Annotated in this window: 18 protein-coding genes; 16 read left to right on the forward strand and 2 right to left on the reverse strand. The window is 30.7% G+C overall.

Annotated features, from left to right (window positions below):
• Window positions 1–75: 75 nt before the first annotated feature.
• Window positions 76–234: a hypothetical protein gene (locus tag EDC18_RS14590; protein ID WP_165878541.1), complete on the reverse strand. Its 159-nt coding sequence runs from the start codon at window positions 232–234 to the stop codon at window positions 76–78.
• Window positions 235–240: 6 nt separating this feature from the next.
• A complete protein-coding gene (locus EDC18_RS09575) occupies window positions 241–426 on the reverse strand; it encodes a hypothetical protein (protein WP_132252574.1) in 186 nt (61 codons plus the stop codon).
• 437 nt (window positions 427–863) lie between these two features.
• Here EDC18_RS09575 and trpB point away from each other — a divergent pair, with 437 nt between their 5' ends.
• The 16 genes from trpB to EDC18_RS09650 all read left to right on the forward strand — a co-directional run bounded on the left by trpB (window position 864) and on the right by EDC18_RS09650 (window position 20282).
• Window positions 864–2057 carry a tryptophan synthase subunit beta gene (gene trpB / locus EDC18_RS09580; protein WP_132252576.1) on the forward strand — a complete coding sequence of 398 codons (1194 nt, stop codon included), beginning with the start codon at window positions 864–866 and terminating at the stop codon, window positions 2055–2057.
• Window positions 2058–2182: 125 nt separating this feature from the next.
• On the forward strand, window positions 2183–2653 hold the full coding sequence (locus EDC18_RS09585; RefSeq protein WP_132252578.1) for a methylated-DNA--[protein]-cysteine S-methyltransferase: 471 nt from the start codon (window positions 2183–2185) through the stop codon (window positions 2651–2653).
• A gap of 119 nt (window positions 2654–2772) precedes the next feature.
• Window positions 2773–3369, forward strand: a complete 597-nt coding sequence (locus tag EDC18_RS09590; protein ID WP_132252733.1) for an HD domain-containing protein — start codon at window positions 2773–2775, stop codon at window positions 3367–3369.
• A 16-nt stretch (window positions 3370–3385) separates the two neighbouring features.
• Window positions 3386–5443 carry an aminopeptidase gene (locus EDC18_RS09595; RefSeq protein ID WP_132252580.1) on the forward strand — a complete coding sequence of 686 codons (2058 nt, stop codon included), beginning with the start codon at window positions 3386–3388 and terminating at the stop codon, window positions 5441–5443.
• 84 nt (window positions 5444–5527) lie between these two features.
• On the forward strand, window positions 5528–6490 hold the full coding sequence (locus EDC18_RS09600) for a PfkB family carbohydrate kinase (protein WP_132252582.1): 963 nt from the start codon (window positions 5528–5530) through the stop codon (window positions 6488–6490).
• Between the two features lie 228 nt (window positions 6491–6718).
• Window positions 6719–7033, forward strand: a complete 315-nt coding sequence (locus EDC18_RS09605; protein ID WP_132252584.1) for a DUF6514 family protein — start codon at window positions 6719–6721, stop codon at window positions 7031–7033.
• A gap of 136 nt (window positions 7034–7169) precedes the next feature.
• The gene (locus EDC18_RS09610; protein ID WP_132252586.1) at window positions 7170–7826 is read left to right on the forward strand and encodes a YigZ family protein; all 657 of its coding nucleotides are present in this window, start codon (window positions 7170–7172) and stop codon (window positions 7824–7826) included.
• Window positions 7827–7932: 106 nt separating this feature from the next.
• Entirely contained in the window at window positions 7933–9660 is a 1728-nt protein-coding gene (locus EDC18_RS09615; RefSeq protein ID WP_132252588.1) for a methyl-accepting chemotaxis protein, read from the forward strand.
• Between the two features lie 115 nt (window positions 9661–9775).
• Window positions 9776–10537, forward strand: a complete 762-nt coding sequence (locus tag EDC18_RS09620; RefSeq protein ID WP_132252589.1) for a polysaccharide deacetylase family protein — start codon at window positions 9776–9778, stop codon at window positions 10535–10537.
• Window positions 10538–10941: 404 nt separating this feature from the next.
• The gene (locus tag EDC18_RS14595) at window positions 10942–11100 is read left to right on the forward strand and encodes a hypothetical protein (RefSeq protein WP_165878542.1); all 159 of its coding nucleotides are present in this window, start codon (window positions 10942–10944) and stop codon (window positions 11098–11100) included.
• A 38-nt stretch (window positions 11101–11138) separates the two neighbouring features.
• Window positions 11139–13595 (forward strand): heavy metal translocating P-type ATPase, encoded by a 2457-nt coding sequence (locus EDC18_RS09625; protein ID WP_132252591.1) that lies wholly within the window; start codon window positions 11139–11141, stop codon window positions 13593–13595.
• Window positions 13596–13674: 79 nt separating this feature from the next.
• Window positions 13675–13932: a metal-sensing transcriptional repressor gene (locus tag EDC18_RS09630; protein WP_132252593.1), complete on the forward strand. Its 258-nt coding sequence runs from the start codon at window positions 13675–13677 to the stop codon at window positions 13930–13932.
• Between the two features lie 115 nt (window positions 13933–14047).
• Complete coding sequence (locus EDC18_RS09635; RefSeq protein ID WP_132252595.1) at window positions 14048–14686, forward strand: flavodoxin family protein; 639 nt, start codon at window positions 14048–14050, stop codon at window positions 14684–14686.
• 437 nt (window positions 14687–15123) lie between these two features.
• Window positions 15124–15798, forward strand: a complete 675-nt coding sequence (locus EDC18_RS09640; RefSeq protein WP_132252597.1) for a response regulator transcription factor — start codon at window positions 15124–15126, stop codon at window positions 15796–15798.
• A complete protein-coding gene (locus EDC18_RS09645; RefSeq protein ID WP_132252598.1) occupies window positions 15795–16859 on the forward strand; it encodes a sensor histidine kinase in 1065 nt (354 codons plus the stop codon). The genes EDC18_RS09640 and EDC18_RS09645 overlap by 4 nt, the downstream gene beginning before the upstream one ends.
• A gap of 213 nt (window positions 16860–17072) precedes the next feature.
• On the forward strand, window positions 17073–20282 hold the full coding sequence (locus EDC18_RS09650; RefSeq protein WP_132252600.1) for an efflux RND transporter permease subunit: 3210 nt from the start codon (window positions 17073–17075) through the stop codon (window positions 20280–20282).
• The last annotated feature ends 10 nt before the right edge of the window (window positions 20283–20292 follow it).

Here is a 20292-nt window from a genome sequence, read left to right on the forward strand (position 1 = left end):
GATAAGACTAAAAAGAAGAGAAAGAATAAATCTTTCTCTTCTTATAATTTCAACGAGTATATGTTGCTTATTTAATTAATGATATTTACTTTTTTCTACTATTTCATCTTTTTCATCCTTATCAAGAGCATTAAGGTCATCTTCATTGAGTGCAGTATCAGCAACTTCTACCTCTTTTGCACTAATGGTTTTATATTTTTCTAATTCTAAACTCGGCCTTCTTTTATCAATCATAATATCCTATCCTTTCTTAGTATCATCTTCTTTGCCATCGGAAAAATTAATAGAATCATAATCTAAATTAATATATGCACCACCACCAGCTTTTACTTCTTTGAGAGGAGAGTGCTCAGCGGTATCTTTTAAAGGAATAATGGATTGTGTTAACTCCACACCATTTTTATTAACTCTGTAAACATTACCCATATCATCACTCTTTCAATTTAAATATACAAGTTTAATATGTGTTGGACAAAAGAAATGTATACTTGTTTTTAGATATTTAATATATCTTGACATTAATAGAGTATTTAACTATAATTAAAACAAACTAAACTTGAAAAATTCAATGATTGAAAGTAGTAAGAATAAAAACAGTTTAAGCGAGTTAGGGGTGGTGTGAGCCTAATACTAAGGGTTATTCTGAATGGATTCATGAGAAGCAGGGTGAACATAAGTAGCCTGAGCCGTACTTCCTACGTTACAGGATAGGATATGTTAGTATCTGAAATCACTTTGGGTGGCACAATATAACTTTGTCCTAATGGGGCAAAGTTTTTTTATTTGTAAAAAAGTTAGAAATTAATGGATTCTATTATCAGAAAATAAATTAAAAGTGTATAATGAAAGAGGAGGAAATTTGTATGAATCATCAATTTGGAAATTTTGGGGGACAATATGTTCCAGAACCAGTTATCAAAGCATTAAATGAATTAGAGGTAGCTTTTGAAGAAGCTATAAAAGACCCAAGTTTTAAAGAAGAGTATATGTACTATTTAAAAGAATATGTAGGAAGACCAAGCCCATTATACTTTGCTGAAAATCTAACAAAAGCATTAGGTGGTGCAAAAGTATATTTGAAAAGGGAAGACTTAAACCATACTGGGGCTCATAAAATCAACAACTCCATTGGACAAATTCTTTTAGCAAAAAGAATGGGTAAAAAGAAAATCATTGCTGAAACAGGTGCGGGACAACATGGTGTTGCAACAGCAACGGCAGCCGCTATGTTTGGTATGGAATGTGAAATTTTTATGGGTAAAGAGGACACAGATAGACAAAGGCTTAATGTGTTTAGAATGGAATTATTAGGTGCAAAAGTAACGGCTGTTACTAGAGGGACCCAAACATTAAGTGATGCAGTAGATGAGGCCATTGAACAATGGGTTGAAAGAATTGATGATACATTTTATTTGTTAGGATCTGCAGTTGGACCTCACCCATACCCATATATCGTACGTGAATTCCAAAGGATTATTGGAGAAGAAGCCATAGAACAAATCAAAGAAAAAGAGGGACGTTTACCAGATTACTGTATTGCTTGTGTTGGTGGAGGAAGTAATGCCATTGGTTTATTCCATGCCTTTGTACCTCATGAGCAAGTTGGCTTAATAGGTGTTGAAGCAGCAGGAAAAGGTGTGAATACAAAAGATCATGCGGCTACTATGACATTAGGCACTGAAGGTGTAATCCACGGGATGAGAACCATTTTCCTGAGTAATGAAGATGGAACGCCAATGCCTGTGTATTCTATTTCAGCAGGACTTGATTATCCAGGTGTAGGTCCTGAACATGCTTTTTTAAAAAGCAGTGAAAGAGCTGTTTATGAAGCCATAACAGATGACGAAGCAGTAAAAGCATTATTATATTTATCACAAGTTGAAGGAATTATTCCAGCTATAGAAAGTTCTCATGCCATTGCCTATGCAATGCAATTTGTACCAACATTAAGTAAAGATGAAGTTGTAATTGTTAATGTATCTGGTAGAGGAGACAAAGACGTTGAAGCAATTGAAAAATATATAGTAAATAACAATATTGATTTAAGACAAAAATAATTGGAAATAAATATAAAATCAGGTATACTAAGAGTTAACTAAAAGGTTAACTCTTTTTACTTTATTAGAAAGTTTTTTCATATAAAGTAAAAAGTTAATGAAACACTTTATGGGGTGGTGAGAATATGAAAGAAGATAATATTATATATAGAAAATATTTAGAAAGTCCCATAGGTATATTGGAACTTATAGGGAATAAAGAATACTTAACAGAGGTTAATTTTATAAACAAAATAGAAATGCAAGAATATACCAATCCAATTCTTGAACTAACAGCCACCCAATTAAGAGAATATTTTCTATTAGAAAGAGATATTTTTGACATACCTTTACAATTAGACGGTACTGATTTTAGGATAAAAGTATGGAATGCATTAAAGACCATACCTTATGGGAAAGCATATTCTTACAAAGATATTGCAATTCTTATAGGTAATGAAAAAGCTTGTAGAGCCGTAGGGAATGCAAATAACAAAAATCCAATACCTATTATTATCCCTTGCCATAGAGTAATTGGTGCCAATGGCCAATTAGTAGGTTATGGTGGCGGACTTCATATAAAAAAATATTTATTAGAATTAGAAAAAAGCAGGTGATGAATATGGCAAATCAATGTTGTGGAAAATGGAAAAAGAATAAATCCTATTGTAAAAATTGCCCTAAGAAAGCAAAAAAGTATAAAAAGAAAAATGTTGTCTCAAGAGAAAAAGTTCATATAACACGATTACAAAAACAAATGGAATTTATAATAGAAATAGATAAATTGAAAACAATAATTAGACAGAGTCATATTATAGATGGTACAAAAAAAGAAAATGATGCAGAGCATTCTTGGCATATTGCATTAATGGCTTTGGTATTATCAGAGCACTCTAATTTCAAGAATATAGACATTCTAAAAGTCATAAAAATGTTATTAATTCACGATTTAGTAGAAATAGATGCAGGAGATACTTATGCTTACGATGAAAAAGGTAATAAAGATAAAAGAGAAAGAGAAGAATTAGCTGCAAAACGAATTTTTGGTTTATTACCAAAGGATCAAGGTAAAGAGTATTATAAACTTTGGTTAGAGTTTGAAGAGCTAAAAACAAAAGAATCTAGATTCGCATCAGCATTAGACAGAGTTCAGCCAATTCTTTTAAATTACCATGCACAAGGGAAATCTTGGAAAGAGCATGAAGTTTCAAAACAAATGGTCATTAAAAGAAATGAATATACGAAAGATGGTTCGAGAAAAATATGGAAATACATTGAGAAAATACTAGACGATGCAACTGAAAAAGGCTATTTAATCAATGAAAAACATTAAAAGGAGTATAATTAATATGAACTATAGTGAAATAATAGAAGTTGAAAATGAAAAAATTCAAGAACGTTTTGAAGAAATGGTATTGGCTGTAGAAAGTATTTTATTAGATATACAAAGTGATAATGCCTATAATAAATATATTAAATTTATAACAGAATTTTTAATTGAATTAATTAAAAAAGAAAAAGAAATAAATGAGAGCTATTTTACTAAGACTATAGATGAAATTCAAAAAGATAATAAAGTTTTATATAAGGATATTCTTGAAGAAAACTATCATACAAGTTATGCCAATCCTAAATATGCGATAGATACATTTGGCAAAGAAGTGGGAGAAATATTAACTTTGTTATATACAGATATAAGAGGCTGCATACCAGATATTTTCGAACATCGATTATATGATATAACCATATTTGGAGAATTGATCATACAAATTGCAAATATTAATATGGAGGATTTTAGTCAGCTAAAAGAAATGGTACAAAACTTCTATAAAGAAAATTTATGCCATCTCGTTGAAAGACGTACACAAGAAGTATTTGTTCCATTAAACTATTCAATAGATATAGTTAATAAAAGTAACTTTGATGATTTAAGATATCTATATAAATATGGGGAATATGTTACAGAAAATGAATTAAAAATTGCTCAGTTTCTTAATGAACAATCTGAAGACACAATCAAGTTAATGTCATCAACGTACACTGAGGCATACAAAAAAGGCTTTCTAAGAGATGGTATAGATATAAGCAAAAAATCAACTGTAAACATAAGGTATTCTATTGGATTCGAAAGAGTGGTAAGAGAAGCCATCAAAAACTTTAAAGAAATGAATTTAGAGCCTATTATGTATCGATATGCCGTTAGAAGTGTTAATAAAAGGCAACATCTAAAAGTAGGGTATTATGCAACTAGCCCAAATAAACAATATGACTATGACCATCGCTTTGATGAAGGCATATATCTAGATGAGGAGTATGCCAAACTTAGGATTAAAGTAGAACAAGACATTATGGAAAAGTACAAAAAAGAAGCTAGAGAATTATCTGGACCAGCGGTAATTGAAGTCTTTGGAGAAAAGCCATTTAAACCCTTGAATAAAGTAGAAGCAATAAAACTTTCAGATGAACAACAAAAATTAAAAACCAAACTAAATAATAAACTACAAGAAATCAAATACAAGTATATGCCTGGTGATGAGTGGAGTTTTACCATTATTGCTTTTCCATTACCAGAGATTGGAGACCAATTTGAAGCAATATTTGAAGACATTATAAAAGTAAATACCCTTGATAGTATGTTGTATGAAAAAATACAACAAACCATTATAGACACATTAGATAAGGGAGAATTTGTTGAAGTTAAAGGCCGAGAGGGTAACAAAACGGATATAAGAATAAAACTAAAAGATATCCAGGATCCTGAGAAAGAAACAAAATTTGAAAACTGTGTAGCAGATGTAAATGTACCAGTTGGCGAAGTTTTTACATCGCCAGTATTAACAGGGACCCAAGGCACACTACATGTTAAAGAGGTTTATTTAAATGATTTAAAATATGAAAACTTAACATTAGAGTTTAAAGAGGGTTATATTAAAGAATATACTTGTACAAATTTTAAAAATGAAGAAGAGAATAAAAAGTTTATAAAAGAGAATTTAATGTATAACTATGAGAGTATTCCAATGGGAGAATTTGCGATTGGAACAAATACAACAGCTTATGTAATGGCAAATAAATATGGTATCGTGAATTTATTACCTATTTTAATTGTAGAAAAAATGGGTCCACACTTTGCAGTGGGAGACACATGTTATTCAAGAAAAGAAGATCATCCATCTTATAATCCAGATGGAAAAGAAATCATTGCTAGGGATAACGAAAAATCCATACTACGAAAGAATGATTCAGAAGAGGCATATTTTAATTGTCATACGGATATTACCATCCCTTATGATGAAATAGGTTGTATTACTGTGATAGGAAAAGATAACATAAAAATTAATATAATAGAAAATGGAAGATTTGTTTTAGAAGGCACAGAATTATTAAATGAACCTTTTAAAGCATAACATGCCGAAAATCTAATCTCCAAATCCTTGTAAGCAAGTCTGTAGATTAGATTTTCATAATTAAACAATATGAGGTGAAAACAATTGATATTAGCAATTACCTTAAACCCATCATTATATAAAACAAGTATTGTAGATGGATTTAAATTAAATGATACAAATGAAGTAATAGATTATAGAATTGAATTTAATGATGGTCCCATACATACTGCGCATACTATAAAAACTTTACAGGGAGACCCTTTTTTAGTGGGTTTTGTAGGAGGACCTGGTGGTAGACATCTAAAAGGTTATTTAGAAAAGAGCAAAATAAAATCCGATTTTACATGGATGGACCAAGAGATAAAAACCATACACAAAATAATTGATTCGATAAAAGGCATTGAAACAGTATTAGTTGATCAAGGCATTAGTATAGATGAAAAAGCCATAAAAAGTTTTTTTCAAAAAGTACAAAATCATATTCAAGAAATTACGTTATTTATATTATCAGGAGAAATGCCTAATGGAATTGAAGAAGAAGATATAAATAGGTTAATATCCATAGCATTTGAAAAAAGAAAAAAAGTAATCTTGTCTTTAGAAGGCACTTATATCATCAATATACTTGAAAAAAATCCATATGGTGTGTTACTAGATAAAAAAAATCTTGACGCTTTAGGCATTAGTACAGAAGATAAGGAAAAGATGTTAAGTGAATGTTATAGCCTATTAAAAACCAACAGAATCAAACACATGGCCATCTATCTTGATGATAAAGGGATATATACATTGACAAAAAGTAAAATATGTTATGCATCCTATTCTCCACAATTAGAGTTTGATACAAATAACGATAAAGGTATAAAGGATTCTATATTAGGATCTTTTGCATTAGGAATTGATAGAGGTTATGAGCAAGAAAAAATAGCCAGACAAATGTGTGCGGTAGAGATTGCTTCTAAAGTTGCTAATTATGAAGAGTTATGCCAAAGAAAAGAGATAGACAATTATGTTAAAAAAATAAAAGTAAAAGAATTAATGAGCAAATCAAAGGGCCTTAAATAGGTTAGAATAAAAAATATCGCATGAAATCTATAGATGTGACTTCAATATACAAAAATAGTAATGCATATTCATATAATAAGTCGAAAATGTAAAAAACAAAAAGAAACCTGCGATAATAAAACCTTTTAATCCTGAAGTATATCCATTATAATTTTCTATAGACAAGGAACTTTTCGCATTAATGTGAAGAAGTCACTTTTTCTTGTGGATAATAGACGGAGGGGTAAAATGTATTCAATGTACTTAGAAGGTTCTAAAAAAATTGCTTTAGAAAAGGACAAGAAATTAGAAATTGAGTATTATATTACTGAGAACAATCAATATATAGCAGAACAGTTAATTAATGTGTATGGTATAAAAATAATCAATAAAATTTATGATAAAGGTAATATTTATTATGAAGTAGAAAGTGTTAAAAAGATATCTTATTCAAAAGATCTCATACAACGATTGCTTTCAAAACTTATAAATCATTTGGTTACACCTGTTTGTATGATTGAAATTATTGATGAACTAATAAGTGAAATGGAAGAAGCTAACTAGTGATAAATTGTTACTAGTTTTTTTTTGTGAAAAATTACTGATGCAGTTAAGGTAAGAGAAAGATCCTGGTTCTTATCTTGATGTAACAATACAACTATATTATAATTATAGCATTAAAGAAATTAAGGTGAATAAAATGAAGATTAAAAGGTATAAAACTATCATTAAACAATCTGCTGGAGAATTAATTGAGAAAAAATCTAGATTTATAGCCCATGTATTTCCAATAGAATCAGAAGAACAAGCAGTAGAATATATAGAGATAATACGTAAAAAACATAATAATGCCAATCATAATGTATATGCCTATGTTATAGGAATTAATAATGAAATACAAAGATACAGCGATGATGGTGAACCAAGTGGCACAGCAGGACTACCAATACTTGATGTGTTAAAGGGAGAAGAAATAAAAAACACATTAATAATTGTTACAAGGTATTTTGGGGGGACATTACTAGGAACAGGAGGATTGGTAAGGGCTTATTCTCATTGTGCAAAAGAGGGATTAAACCAAGGAGAAGTAGTTGAAAAAGTACTTTGTCAAAAAGCATTCATTCAAGTAGATTATACATTATCGGGTAAGCTAGAGTATTTTATTAATGAGCAAGTTGGTATTCATCTAGTGGATACACAATATACAAATGAAGTTAGGTATACGTTGGTTGTAGAAGATCAATTTATAAATATATTAGAGAAAAAGATAAAAGAAATCTCAAGTGGAAAAGTAGGGATAGACCTTGATGAAATATGTTATTTTACCATTAATAATGGTAGAGTAATCAATATGTAATTATGTAAAAATATGTGAAAATTAACCATATTCATAATTAGTTCATATATAAGGACTATAGTAATATAGTAAAAGAGACTTATAAGAGACATAGGGAGATGATTGTTTGAAAAGTATAAAGTTAAAATTAATTGCAATTACTAATTTTATATTGGTTGGAAGTATAATAGCAATAAGTATTGTGGCTATTATCACATTAGGTACTGGTATGAGTGATGTATTAGATCATCTTTATGAAAATACTTTATCTACAAAAATGAATGCATATAGTAGGATATTGAATTATGAGTATGGACCATTACAATTAAGAAATGGTAACTTTATTAATGAGTCAGGACAAGAAATAATAATATCCCAAGATTTTATAAGTGAAGTTGGAAAGGATTTGGGCATAACAGCCACAGTTTTTATTAGAGAGAATGATGACTTTAAACGTGTAGCATCTAATGTAAAAGATCAAGAAGGAAATGTTGCCATTAATACATATTTAGGAAAAGATCATCCGGCTTACTCTTTGATAAAGGGTGGAGACTCTTACCTAGGACAAGCCAATCTGTTTGGAACCAGCTATTATACAATATACCAACCCATATTCCATAATAATGAAGTAATAGGGATTCAATACTTAGGTCTTTCAACAGAAGAAGCTATTGCAACAATAGCATCTACTGCAGCCAATAATGAAAATAAATTAATTCAAACGGCCATAATGGTTGTTTTAATAGGGATATTAATTATGTACCTGTATAGTAGAAAAATATCCAATCAAATAATAGAGTTATCTAAATTTGGTAAAAAGTTAGCACAAGGAGATTTAACAGAAGAACTTATAATAAATGAAAAAGAAAAAGATGAATTGGCTCAATTAAAAAATGCTTTTTTACAAATTAAAAATAACTTAAGAAGTATGATTAATGAAATCCAAGAATCTGCGGTAAGTGTCTCAAATTTCACAGGTACAATAAAAGATATAATGTCTCAAACATCTTTATCAACTGATGAAGTTGCAAAGACGATGGAGCAAATAACGAGTAGTATACAAGAACAGGCGAAAGATACTCAAGATGCTTCTCAAAGTGTTATTGAATTAGGGGAGAGTATTGCAGACAGTGGTAAGAAGATGAGTAAACTTCAAAGAGTCTCAGAAGCAATAAGAAAAAGAACAAAAAACGGGAATGAAATTGTTGAGACTCTTTCAGAAAAAACAGATGCTAATGAAGGTGCAATTAATACTATTGTAGAAACCATAGAAATGACAAAAGTAAGTTCAGAAAAAATAAGTGAGGTAACAAAAGTAATAAATTCAATAGCAAATCAAACAAATCTTTTAGCGTTAAATGCTGCAATAGAAGCGGCAAGAGCAGGTGAAAATGGTAGAGGGTTTGCAGTGGTGGCAAATGAAATACGTATTCTAGCGGAACAATCTACAAAATCAACAAAAGAAATTGATAATATGGTTAGCGAATTACAAAAAAATGTTGCTACCTCTGTTGAAACGATTAACAATGTTAAAGCGTTATTACTATCTCAAGTAAGTAGTGTTAAAGATACAAAAGTTATATATACTAAAATAAATAATGCCATTTCTGCAGCATTAACCTTAATCGTAGAGTTAAATGATTCTAGTTTGAAGATGGAAGGTAGTAGAATTAGGATTACTGAAATAGTACAAAATTTAACGGCTATTGCAGAAGAAAATGCAGCAGGCACAGAAGAAACTTCAGCTTCTATTGAAGAGTTGTCTGCAACTATGAGTGAGATTTCTAAATCAAGTGAGGATTTATTAGGCTTGGCTAACAAGTTAGAAAAATCAACAAAAAACTTTACAACATAAAATGAACATTTAATGGGCCTGTTTATATTAGTATAAACAGGTTTTAATTTTATTGCTCTCATAGTTTTATTAGAAATAGAATAGAATATAATAAAACTTATAATAGGAAATTAAAATGAAAAAAAGATATGTAAGTTTAATAACAACCATAACATTTATTATAATATGTTCTTTTGTTACTATTAGACTAATAAATGAAAGAAAATTAGCAGAAACAGGATCAAAAGAAGCAAAGCTAGCCATTTATAGTGTGAATACTGAAGAACAAAAAGTAGCGATTTCATTTGACGAGGGATGGGGTTTTGATCAAACGGAAGAAATACTAGATATATTAGATAAGCATGATGCCACTGCCACTTTCTTTCTTGTTGGTGCGTGGGTAGAAACATATCCACAAAATGTAAAACTCATAGCAGAAAGAGGCCATGAACTAGGTAATCACACAGATACCCATCAACGCCTTACTAAATTGAGCGAGGAAAAAATAAAAACAGAGATACTAGAAGTACATAACAAAGTAAAGGAAATAACAGGAGTAAATATGAGTTTGCTTAGACCACCTTTTGGGGACTATGATAAAAAAGTTGTTAATGCAGCAGATGCATGTGATTATTATACAGTAAAATGGAATGTGGATTCTTATGATTGGAGAAATGAAGGTATAGAGCAAATTGTAAAATCAGTATTAGAAAGTGAATACCTTAGAAATGGCTCTATAATACTTTTTCACAACAACAGAAAATACACAAAAGATGCATTAGACATTATTCTAACAGATTTAAAGGAACAAGGGTATGAAATAGTATCCATTTCAGAATTAATTTATCCAGAAGACTATTACCTTGATGCAACAGGGCGACAATTTAAAAATAATTAATATGAAAGCATGATTTTCAAACTTGCTTGCAAGGAATTGAAAATCATGCTTTCAACGAAGCTTGTGTCTCTTGGAAGCAAGAGGCATAGGCTGAGGTAATATGAAAGCATGATTTTCAAACTTGCTTGCAAGGAATTGAAAATCATGCTTTCAACGAAGCTTGTGTCTCTTGGGAAGCAAGAGGCATAGGCAGAGTTAAGACCAAGGTCTTATTCCTAAGGAGTAAGACCTATTTTAATTTCTAAGAGCCACAAGATTTCTTAGAAAGTATTAATTTCAAATCCTTTAAAGCAAGTTTTAAATTAATACTTTTTTATAATAAAAAAATTGACAAGAAAATAAATATACTATATGATAGTCATATACCCCCCCTATATGGGGTGTATATGGAGGAGGTTGTGAACATGTTCAATATATTTAAAACACATAAGAAAAGAAAAACACTACTAATTCAGTGTATGTGCAATTATTCAATAGCAATTAATATTAACTCAGTAAAAGTAAATGTGAATAGAAGTGTGGACATTATAGAACAAATTCAAAGAATAGGTTATATTGTTTAGAAATGCATTTAGAAAAGAGATTGAAAGGAGATAATAAAATGGCAAATAAAAACCTAGATTTTAAGATAAAAGGCATGTCCTGTGCCAGTTGTGCAATGAATATTGAAAAAAACCTTCAGAAAAAAGAGGGGGTAATAGAAGTAAGTATTAATTTTGCTTCGGAAAAAGCACATTTAACAATTGATAGCAACACAGACACTGATGCTATTATAAAACAAATAAATAATCTTGGATATGAAGCAAGTCTGGAAGAAGAGAAAGTTGATAAGGTTACATTAAAGGTGGTGGGGATGTCTTGCACTGCTTGTGCCAATAGAATAGAAAAGTCACTAAATAAACTAGATGGTGTTATAGCAGCAAATGTCAACTTTGCCGCAGAAAAAGTGACTATAGAATATAAAGCAACAAGCATCAGATTATTTGATATTAAAAATACAGTTACTAAATTGGGTTTTGAGGTGGTAGAAGAAGATCCACAAGAAGAAATTGATGAAGATGAAGTAAAAATGAAAAAATCCAAAAAAAGAATGGTGAATTCACTAACGTTGTCATTAACTGTAATGGGACTTATGATGATTCATATGTTTGTAGTGAAAATTCCAGGATATTTAATTATTGCAACACTTTTAGCATTTCCTAATATATTTATTGTGGGATTACCTGTTCATAAAGCAAGTATAAAAGCTATAAAAAATAAAAGTCCTAATATGGATGTATTGGTAAGTTTAGGATCGGCACCACCTTTTTTAATAGGGTTATTAGGTTTCTTTATGCCTGTAACCACCTTCTTAGAAATGGCAACGATGATAATGTCATTCCATATTTTAGGTAAATATTTAGAAGTTAGAGCTAAGGGAAGAGCTTCCTTAGCTATTAAAAAACTAGTACAAATGGGAGCAAAAACAGCAAAAATACTTATAAATGGTGAAGAAGTAGAAGTGTCAGTAAAAGAATTATCTGTTGGTGATATAATGGTAATTCGCCCTGGAGAGAAAATACCAACGGATGGAACAGTTGTTGATGGTAGGAGTTTAGTAGATGAATCAATGGCAACAGGTGAAGCCATCCCAGTAAAAAGAGAAAAGGGGGACAATGTTATTGGTGCCACCATTAACAAACAGGGGTTGCTAAAAGTAGAAGTAACAAAAATTGGTAAAGATACATTTTTATCCCAGGTCATCAAGTTAGTAGAAGAGTGCCAAGGAACAAAAGTACCTATTCAAGAATTTGCAGATAGAATAACAGGGTATTTTGTACCTATTATACTGATTGTAACCCTATTAACATTTATCTCATTTAACATATTTCCTAACTTTCATTTGAGTATCATTGAATGGGGCGCAAGGTATTTACCTTGGGTGAACCCTAATTTAGATCCTCTAACATTATCTTTTATAACAGCAACAGCAGTATTGGTTATTGCTTGCCCTTGCGCTCTTGGGCTAGGAACGCCAACGGCATTAATGGTAGGAACAGGTATTGGTGCAGAAAAGGGTATACTAATTAGAAATGGTGAAGCTGTTCAAACTTTTAAAGATGTTAAGGTTATAGCATTTGATAAAACAGGAACTATCACAAAAGGTAAGCCTGAAGTGACAGACATAATCGTAGTAAACAATACTAATGAAAAAAACTTAATGTATATTGCAGCCACAATTGAAAAAGCTTCAGAACATCCTTTAGCAAATGCAATTGTTGAGGATGCTATAAATAAAGGCATTGTTCTTGGTGATGTTAAGGACTTTGAGGCAATTGTAGGTAAAGGTGTTTTTGGCACTATAAATAGTGAAAAAGTATTCATTGGTAATCGAAAACTGATGGATGATAATAAAATTAGTTTTAGTGATTATGAAAATAGCTTAATTAAATTAGAAGAAGAAGCCAAAACAGCTATGTTAATAGCAAAAGAAGACAAACTATTAGGTATTATAGCAGTGGCAGATCCTATAAAAGAAGATTCTGCTATGGCAATTGCAGAATTAGAAAAAATGGGTATTAAAACGGCTATGATAACAGGTGATAATAAAAGAACGGCTATGGCAATAGGTAAAAAAGTAGGTATTAGCCATGTTATTTCAGAAGTTCTTCCAGACGGAAAAGTAGATGAAGTGGTTAGGCTACAAAAAGAATTTAATACAGTAGCTATGGTTGGAGATGGAATAAACGATGCACCTGCTCTTAAACAAGCTAATGTAGGTATTGCGATTGGTACTGGAACAGATATAGCAATAGAAGCAGCAGATGTTACTTTAGTAAAAGGTGAGTTAAGTGGTATTGTCACTGCTATAAAATTATCTAAGGCAACATTTAGAAAAATTAAAGAAAACTATTTCTGGGCGTGGTTCTACAATGCCATAGCAATACCTATTGCAATGATTGGCTTATTACATCCACTAATTGGTGCTTCAGCTATGTCAATAAGCTCATTAAATGTGGTATATAACTCTCTAAGATTAAAAAAGGTAGATATTGAACCGAGTTATAAAACAAAGTGATTACACACTAAGTCAAGAACTTAATATGTGGTAGAATAGAGCTTTTTCTAGTAAATAGATAATAGGAGTGTATTATGGTATGGATCATAAAAAAAACATTAATTTATTAAAAACGGCAAGAGGACAATTAGATGGTATTATAAAAATGATAGAAGATGAAAGATATTGTGTGGATATCTCAAAACAAATATTAGCCGTTCAAGCCCTTCTTAAGAAAAGCAACCTTGAAATATTAAACAATCATATGAAAGGATGCCTAAAGGAAGCTATTAGAGAAGGTAATGGAGATGAAAAGATAGAAGAGATTGTTATGATACTAGATAAATATATAAAATAGGATGAATTGGAGCTGTTGCAAATCTAACAGCTCCATAATTGTTTTTCCAGAACAAAAGTTTTAATGTTTGGTTAATGGTGGTATAATAAGTAAAAAATATATTGGAGGGAATACTGTGAAAGTTATAGCATTTAATGGAAGTCCCAAATCTATAGGAAATACTTATCAAGGAATAAAACTTGTAATGGATGAACTTGAAAAAGAAGGTATAGAAACGGAAATCATCCATATAGGGAATGAATTGATAAGAGGATGCACTGCCTGTAGTCAATGTATAAAAAACAAGGATGAAAAGTGTGCTATTAAAGAAGATAATATTGTTAATGAATGTATTCAAAAAGCAAAAGAGGCAGATGGAATTATATTAGGTTCGCCTACGTACTACTCAGCTATAGCAGGAACTATGAAATCCTTTCTTGATAGACTTTTTTATGTGGCAGGAGTGAATGGTAATTTATTCAGACATAAAGTTGGTGCATCAGTTGTTGCTGTAAGACGTTCAGGAGGAATACCAACCTTTAATCAATTGAACAATTATATAAATTATTCTGAAATGATTATGCCTAATTCGAATTATTGGAATGTCATACATGGGGCACGCCCGGGAGAAGTTTTGCAAGATGAAGAAGGTGTTCAAATTATGCAAGTATTAGGACAAAACATGGCTTGGTTATTAAAAGCCGTTGAACATAGTAAAGGGAATATACAAGGGCCAGAAAAAGAAAAGAAGATATTTACAAATTTTATACGTTAAAAAATACAGCAGTCAGAAAAGACTGCTGTATTTTTTTAAACAACTCATCTTATGCCCTTATTAACATATGACACACATAATTTTCAAATCCTTGCAAGCAAGTTTGAAAATAAAAGCACCTCAACTTATGTCTCTTATTGTAAGAAACACAAGTTTCGTTGAAAGCATAATTTTCAAATCCTTGCAAGCAAGTTTGAAAATAAAAAGCACCTCAACTTATGTCTCTTACTTTGTAAGAAACACAAGTTTCGTTGAAAGCATAATTTTCAAATCCTTGCAAGCAAGTTTGAAAATTATGCTTTCATGTTCATATTGAATTCACAAAAATTAACTATTATAGTTAAAGTGGAAAATATATTTTAAACCTGAAGCATAATGGTATATACTATAGGATAAATAGTGGATAGATATTATTAAAAAAAAGAGGAGGCAAAAAAATGTTTAATATTTTAGTAGTTGATGATAATGATAGTATTTTAAAATTAACTACAACTTATTTAGAGCGTGAGGGTTACAATGTTTACAAAGCCTCTGATGGATTAGCAGCACTAGAAATTATTGATAAAGAACATATTGATTTAATGATTGTTGATATTATGATGCCAAAGATGGATGGCTATACTCTAACAAGTGAGTTAAGAACATCAAACTACTCATTCCCTATTCTTATGATTACTGCAAAAGAAACCATTGAAGATAAGAAAAAAGGTTTTTTAGTTGGAACAGATGATTATATGGTTAAGCCAATAGATTTTGATGAAATGATTCTTAGGGTATCAGCCCTTTTACGCCGTGCTAAAATATCTAATGAACATAAAATTATTGTAGGGAATATTGTTCTTGACTACGATACTTTGATGGTGACAACAAAAACAGAATCAATTCTATTGCCAAAAAAAGAATTTTATCTCCTTTTTAAACTTTTAAGTTATCCTAAAAAGATTTTTACAAGACAGGATTTGATGGATGAAATATGGGGAATGGACAATGAGACAGATGAAAGAACTGTAGATGTCCATATTAAACGTTTAAGAGAAAAATTTGATGGTATTGAAGAGTTTAAGATTATCACAGTAAGGGGATTAGGGTATAAGGTGGAAAGATATCTATGAAAAATTCATTTATAAACAAATCCATATACGCTAAGTTTGCCTTCATTTTTTTGGCCATTTGGTGGCTGTTAAATTCTATAAATTTTGGTATTGTCATTAGAGTCCTATCAAAGAGTACTGCATTTGACCTATCAGACGTTCATTCAGAATTATTTCAAGAATTTTATAGAATGAGAAATGTTACCAGTATGTCTTTTTTATTAAGTGCTTGTGTTGGAACAATTTGTATTTTATTCGCTGTTAATAATATTGTAACGCCCATTAGAAGATTATCAAATGCTTCTAAAGAAGTAGCAAAAGGAAATTTTGACATTCAAGTTAAAGCAGAAAGTATTGATGAAATTGGACAATTAACCTCTGATTTTAACTTGATGACAAATGAACTTAAGAATATTGATGTTTTAAGAAAAGATTTTGTAACAAATGTTTCCCACGAATTTAAAACACCAATAACATCCATAAAAGGATTTGCCAAACTAATAAAAGACGGACAATTAACTAAGGAACAACTAATGGAATACAGCGATATAATAATAAATGAAAGCGAAAGATTATCATTACTTTCCTCTAATTTATTAAAACTATCACAGTTAGATACCAAACTAATCAGAGAAGAAGCGACGATATTTTCCCTAGATGAACAAATAAGAAAAACAATTTTAATGCTTGAAGTACACTGGGCTAAGAAAAATATAGACTTTGATATACAATTAGAGCAAGTGGAATATAAAGGTGATGAGTATTTGCTACAACAAGTATGGATCAATTTAATTCATAATGCTATAAAGTTTTCAGAGCCATTTGGGAAAATAAAGATAAAAATGTATAAACAAGTAAGTACTGTTAAAATTGAAGTAATAGACAAAGGGATAGGTATTGCTGAAGAAGATCAGGGTAGAATATTTGAACGTTTCTTTAAAGGAGATAAATCAAGAACAAAAGAAGGAAATGGATTAGGGCTAGTAATAGTAAAGAAAATTATTGGATTATCTAATGGGAAAATATATTTTAAGAGTAAATTAGGAGAAGGATCAACATTTACTGTAGAATTACCGTTATGATCAGCAATATGGTTATTATATTGCTTTTTATCTATGTTCAGGAATGGGAAATATATGAGAGATACAATTGATTTATTAGTTCATAATTAATTCATATAAGAATAGTATTATCAATTCTAGAATAGAGAATGTTGTAATGAGTTTCAATGAACAATTAAATAAAGTTATAACATTTTTAAAATTTAATATAAAGAAATGAATGGAGTGGAAAAGTTGTTTTCAAATTTTAGTGTAAAAAAACCTTATACTGTAATTGTTGCTATTGTTTTTGTACTAATATTAGGAGTAGTATCTTTTACAAATATGTCAACAGATTTATTGCCAAGTATGAATCTTCCGTATGCTGTTGTTTCAACAACATACATAGGGGCAAGTCCAGAGGAAGTAGAAATGGCTGTTACTAGGCCAGTAGAGCAAAGAATGGCTTCAATTAGTAATATAAAAAATGTAAGTTCTATTTCAAGGGAACATGTATCAATGGTTATATTAGAATTTAATGAAACCACAAATATGGATTCTGCAGTCATTGAGATGAGAGAAAGCTTGGATATGATTAAAGGTGCTATGCCTGATCAAGTAGGATCGCCAATGATAATGAAGTTTAACCCTGATATGATGCCTATTATGGTAATGTCTGCATCAGTAGATGGTGTAAGCATTAGTGAAGCATCACCATTTATAGAAAGTAGGATTATTCCTGACTTAGAAAGCGTTGAGGGAATAGCTTCAGTATCAGCTTTTGGATTAGTGGAAAATCAAATACATGTTATTTTAAGAGAAGAAAAATTAGAAGAAGTAAATCAAAGCATTCAAGAAGCAATGTATAATATGATGATGGCTAATATGCCAGATCCATCATTAATGGAAATGCCTCAAGTGGATATACCAGAAATAGGTGATATGGAAACACCACAAATGCCACAAGGGGATCAAGGTGGAGAAAATTTACAAGTTGAGATAACCAAAGAAATGGTCTCTGGTATCTTGCAAGGTCAAAACTTTAGTATGCCTGCGGGTTATATTATGGAAGATGGTTTAGATTATTTGGTTAGAGCTGGAGATCGTATTTCAGATTTTGAAGAATTAGAGAATTTACCAATTATGGTTCTTCCTATACCTGGAGTAGACCCAATAAAATTATCAGATATAGCGGATGTATTTATAATCGATAATTCTTCAGAAATGTATTCAAAAGTTAATGGAAATGATGCTGTAACCATTCAAATTCAAAAACAAACAGAATATACCACTGCTGATGTAGCAAGAGATGTACGTGCTAAAGTAGCAGATATAATGGAAAACAATGACGGTGTAGAGATTGTTACACTAATGGATCAAGGTGAATATATAGATATTGTTTTAAATTCAATAACAATGAATTTATTATTTGGTGGTATCTTAGCAATCTTAATCTTATTAATTTTCCTTAGGGATTTAAGACCGACTTTAATTGTTGGGCTATCTATTCCTGTAAGTGTTATAACCGCATTTGTACTTATGTATTTTAGTGGTGTAACTTTAAATATTATATCAATGGGTGGATTGGCTCTTGGAGTAGGGATGCTTGTTGATAACTCAATTGTAGTAATTGAGAATATATATAGAATGAGAAATGAAGGCAAATCAGCTATTGATGCGTCTATTAAGGGTGCTAGCCAAGTTGCTGGAGCTATATTTGCATCTACACTAACAACAGTTGCTGTGTTTTTACCGATTGTATTTACGCAAGGATTAGCTAGGCAAATATTTACAGATATGGGATTAACCATTGCATATTCTTTATTAGCCAGCTTACTGATTGCCTTAACATTTGTACCAATGATGGCTTCAAAAATGTTAAGTAAAGAAACTAAAAAAGAACACAGAATATTTGAAGGTATAAAATCAAACTACACAAAAGTACTTAAGTATTCATTGAAACATAAATGGATGGTTATCTTACTGGTTTTAGTATTGTTTGTAACAAGTATAGTAGGGGCCCTAAGGATGGGAACTGAATTATTCCCAGCATCAGATATGGGAGAAATATCTGCTACCGTAACAATGCCTCAAGGTTCAGATTTTGAAGAAACTGTAGCAGTTGCAGATGCCTTTTACGAACTTATAGCAACAATAGAAGATGTAGAAACCATAGGTGCTTCATTAGGTGGCGGTATGGCTGCTATGATGGGTGGTTTTGGTGGTGGCAATAATGATACCGTTAGCTTCAATATTATTTTAAAAGAAAATAGAAGTAATACAACTAGTGAAATTGCTCAGAGGATTAGAGAAATAACAAGTGAACTAGATGCAGAAATAACTTTAAGTGATGATCAAATGAATATGGGTGCATTAACAGGCAGTCCGATATCAATAGATATAAGGGGTAGAGAATTTGATACCTTAGAAAGTATTGCTCAAGATATTGCTGAAATTATTGCTTCTGTAGAGGGAACAACTGAGATATCTGATGGGTTAGAAGAAACATCACCTGAATTTAGAGTGATTGTGGATAAAGAGAAAAGTATTGCACAAGGTTTAACAGTTGCTCAAGTGTTTATGAAGATGAATGAAATGATATCAGATGTATCTTCATCTACAACAATTAACATAAACAATCACGATATTGGTATATATGTTAAGAATGAATACGATGAAAAAGATGCAACCATTACAGATATAAAAAACATAGTTTTAACGAATCATCAAGGAGAGCAAGTGCAATTATTAGATATAGCAGAAATAGTTGAGGCTCAAGGTTTTTCTTCTATAAGTAGGTCTAATCAACAAAGATACATTACTGTAACGGCTCAATTAGAAGATGGTTATAATATTGGTTTAGTAAGTAGAGAAGTAAATGATAAAATTGCCCAATATGAAGTGGCAGAAGGCTATACACTTAATATAGCTGGGGAAAATCAAATGATTAATGAATCATTTAGAGACTTATTCTTAATGTTATTAATGGGGATAGCATTTATTTACCTAATAATGGTTGCACAATTCCAATCATTAAAATCACCATTTATAGTTATGTTTACAATTCCATTAGCTTTTACTGGTGGTTTCTTAGGATTAATTATAACAGGTAATCCAATCAGTATGATTTCTTTAGTAGGATTGATCATTCTTTGTGGTATTGTTGTTAACAATGGTATTGTATTTGTAGATTATGTAAACAAATTAAGAGAAGAGGGTATGAATAAATACGATGCATTAATTACAGCAGGTAATGATCGTTTAAGACCTATAATGATGACAGCTCTAACAACTATTTTTGCCCTTTCTACACTTTCATTAGGTGCAGGAGAAGGAACAGAAATGATGCAGCCAATGGCAATTACTGCAATTGGAGGATTGATTTATTCAACGGTATTAACACTTATATTTATTCCAGTATTATACGATGCTTTTAATAGAAAAGAAAAAAAGGCAATTGAATAAGTATATAACG

This window comes from Natranaerovirga pectinivora (genome assembly GCF_004342165.1).
Classification (GTDB): Bacteria; Bacillota; Clostridia; order Lachnospirales; family DSM-24629; genus Natranaerovirga; species Natranaerovirga pectinivora.